The sequence below is a fragment of the Candidatus Accumulibacter vicinus genome, assembly GCF_000584955.1.
Taxonomy (GTDB): domain Bacteria; phylum Pseudomonadota; class Gammaproteobacteria; order Burkholderiales; family Rhodocyclaceae; genus Accumulibacter; species Accumulibacter vicinus.
Window position 1 is genome coordinate 205987 of the sequence record NZ_JDSS02000037.1, and the last position, 3429, is coordinate 209415.

3 protein-coding genes are annotated in these 3429 nt (G+C 62.1%); 2 read left to right on the forward strand and 1 reads right to left on the reverse strand.

What is annotated here, in order from left to right:
- On the reverse strand, positions 1–726 hold a 726-nt coding region (gene waaC / locus CAPSK01_RS16750; RefSeq protein ID WP_034929244.1), incomplete at its 3' end, for a lipopolysaccharide heptosyltransferase I.
- 154 nt (positions 727–880) lie between these two features.
- Between waaC and CAPSK01_RS16755 the strand changes: the two genes are divergently transcribed.
- Together CAPSK01_RS16755 and rfbB are read left to right on the forward strand one after the other, a co-directional pair.
- Positions 881–2302: a mannose-1-phosphate guanylyltransferase/mannose-6-phosphate isomerase gene (locus CAPSK01_RS16755; protein WP_034929247.1), complete on the forward strand. Its 1422-nt coding sequence runs from the start codon at positions 881–883 to the stop codon at positions 2300–2302.
- Between the two features lie 97 nt (positions 2303–2399).
- On the forward strand, positions 2400–3429 hold a 1030-nt coding region (gene rfbB / locus CAPSK01_RS16760), incomplete at its 3' end, for a dTDP-glucose 4,6-dehydratase (RefSeq protein ID WP_034929250.1).

A 3429-nucleotide genomic window follows, 5' to 3' on the forward strand; every position in this document is an offset into this window, starting at 1 on the left:
CAGACTCAGCGGCGGTGGCACGACCGCAGCGGGGAGTACTGCGGCGATACGCTCGGCACGTTGCCTCTCGATCGCGTTGCCGGCCGGCAGGACCAGCGTCAGCCCGCGCTCGCAAAGCGCCTGGCCCAGTTCGCACCAGCGCCCTTCATCCCACAGCTTGTCGTCGCGACTGGTCGCCGTCAGCAGCACCCCCAGACGATCGCCACGGAGCCAGCCGGTGTCGATCGGCGGCGCCGAAATCCCGTAGTCGAGCGGCAGGTCGAGCGGGTAGTCGAAAGCAGCAGCGGCCAGCCAGCGATTGCGTTGCACCGCATGCACATTGCGTGGAATGACGAAGGTCTGGTCATAAAAGCGCGCGGCCAGGGGTTCACGCGCGGCTTCAGCGGCGTAACCGCAATGCCTGCCCTGTGCTTGCCGGGCAATCAGTGCGCTTTTCAGCAAGCCTTGCGTATCGAGCACGATGTCGTACGCCTGGCGATGGATGAGTCGCCGGAAATCGCGCAGTTCACGCCAGGTGGCGAGCCGGCCGGGATTCCGGCGCCAACGTCTGAGGGCCACCGGGATGACCTGGTCGACCGCTGGATGCAGACGGGGAATGTCGGCAAAGGACTCCTCGACGCACCAGTCGATCAGCGCTTCGGGAAAGACATGACGCAGATCGCTGAGCACCGGCAGGTTGTGAATTACGTCACCGAGCGACGAGGTCTTTACCAATAGGATGCGCATCGGTGGGCCAGGGTGATGAAGGCGGTAGCCGGGAAGTGCGCATTATAGGAGATGCCGGCCGCCTGCTAGGCTGGGAGACAACATCGAAGCGCTTATAATGCCGCCTCCTGCCATTCCTTCGCAGCGAGTCGGCCCTGTTTTGGAGACGTTGTCAATGAACTCCCCTGTGATTCGTCCGGTCGTCCTTTGTGGAGGGTCCGGAACCCGGTTGTGGCCGCTTTCGAGAACGCATTATCCCAAGCAGTTTCTCTGTCTGATTGATGATTTTTCGCTGCTCCAGAATACCTTGCGACGACTCGACGGCCTCGCAGGACTCGGCAAGGCCATTGCCGTGGCCAATGAAAACCACCGCTTCCTGGTCGCCGAACAACTCCTGGAGATCGGGCTGCAGGCCGACATCCTGCTTGAGCCGGCAGCGCGCAATACCGCGCCGGCGGTTGCCGCGGCTGCACTGCAGGCCCTCTGCGAAGCGGGTGAAAAAGCGCCGCCGCTGCTACTGGTACTTCCCTCGGATCATGTGATTGGCGATGTCGCCGCCTTCCAGAACGCGGTCAGGGCAGCAATCCCGCATGCCAGCGCCGGGGCACTGGTCACCTTTGGCGTGCTGCCTGAGCGCCCGGAGACCGGCTACGGCTACATTCGCCGTGGCAATCCGGTGCCTAACGGCTATGCGCTCGCGTGTTTTGTCGAAAAACCCGATGCCGAAACTGCACAAGCCTATCTGGACTCGGGCGACTACTTCTGGAATAGCGGCATGTTCCTGTTCCGCGCCGATACCTACCTCGAAGCACTCGACCGCTTCGCGCCGGCGATCCGCAACTGTGTGACCACGTCGGTGGCGAGTGCTCGTCGCGATCTCGACTTTCTCCGCCTCGATCCGGTCGCTTTTGCGGCCAGCCCGTCGAACTCGATCGACTATGCGGTCATGGAAAAGACCGAGCGGGGAGTCGTGATTCCGCTGGCTGCCGGCTGGAACGACATCGGCGCCTGGGATGCCCTGTCGACCATCGCACAGACCGGTGCCAACCGCAACACGCAACGCGGCGATGTGCATAGCGTCGACACCCACGATTGCGTCCTCTTCTCCGAAGGACGATTGCTGGCGACGGTGGGGGTCAGGGAACTGATCGTGATCGCCACCCCTGATGCGGTGCTGGTGGCCGACAAGTCGAAAGCGCAGGAGGTCAAGGCGCTGGTCGAAGAATTGAAGTCCGCGACACGTTGCGAAACCGAATTCCGGCACATCGTGCATCGTCCCTGGGGCAGTTACGAGGGGGTGGCGAACGGCCCGCGCTACCAGGTCAAGCGCATCCTGGTCAAGCCAGGTGCAAGCCTCAGTCTGCAGAAGCATCATCACCGCGCCGAGCATTGGATCGTCGTCAAGGGTACGGCACTGATCGCGCGCGGCGACGAATCGCTGTTGCTCTCTGAAAACCAGTCGACCTATATTCCGCTCGGCGTGATTCATCGCCTGGAAAACCCCGGCAAGATCGACCTCGAAATCGTCGAGGTCCAGTCCGGCAGTTACCTCGGAGAAGATGACATCGTTCGTCTGGAGGACAGCTACGGCAGATGAGTCTGCTACCGATACCGCTTGGACCCTGCGCGCGCTATGATTCGCCCGCCGATCGCGGCATGCATTCCCCCGCAACCCTGCTTGAAAGGCCTTCCCCATGATTCTGGTTACCGGCGGCGCCGGCTTCATCGGAGCCAACTTCGTGATCGACTGGCTGATGCAGAGCGATGAAGCCCTGATCAACCTCGACAAGCTGACCTACGCGGGCAATCGCGAAAACCTCGCCTCGCTGGCCAACGACCCGCGGCACCTCTTCGTGCACGGCGACATGGGCGACCGCGAACTGACTAATCGCCTGCTGGAGCAATACCAGCCGCGCGCAATCATCAACTTCGCGGCCGAATCACACGTCGACCGCTCGATCCACGGCCCGGAGGACTTCATCCAGACCAATATCGTCGGGACCTTCCATCTGCTGGAAACCGTGCGCGCTTACTGGAACGGCCTAGCCGACGAGGCCAGACAGGGCTTCCGCTTCCTGCAGGTCTCCACCGACGAAGTCTATGGCTCTTTGGCCAGAGACGAACCTGCTTTCAGTGAAACCCATCGCTACGAGCCCAACAGTCCCTACTCTGCAAGCAAGGCAGCAGGCGACCACCTGGTGCGCGCCTACCATCACACCTATGGCCTGCCAGTGCTCACCACCAACTGCTCGAACAACTACGGCCCCTACCACTTCCCCGAGAAGTTGATCCCACTGATCATCGTCAATGCCCTCGCCGGCAAGTCCTTGCCCGTCTATGGCGACGGCCAGCAGATTCGCGACTGGCTCTACGTCAAGGACCACTGCAGTGCCATCCGGCGCGTCCTTGAAGCCGGTCGTCCCGGCGAGACCTACAATATCGGCGGCTGGAACGAAAAACCCAATCTCGACATCGTACACACGGTCTGCGCGCTGCTCGACGAGTTTCGACCACGTGCCGACGGCAAGCCCTACCACGAACAGATCAGCTATGTCGCCGACCGGCCCGGCCACGATCGCCGCTACGCCATCGACGCCCGCAAGATCGAGCGGGAACTGGGCTGGAAACCGGCGGAAACCTTCGACACCGGTATCCGCAAGACCGTACAGTGGTATCTCGAGAATCAGGACTGGGTTCGCCATGTCCAGTCCGGTGCCTACCGCG

Coding starts and splice junctions, on each gene's coding strand:
- CAPSK01_RS16755 (WP_034929247.1), top strand. CDS start 881: ATGAACTCCCCTGTGATTCGTCCGGTCGTCCTTTGTGGAGGGTCCGGA.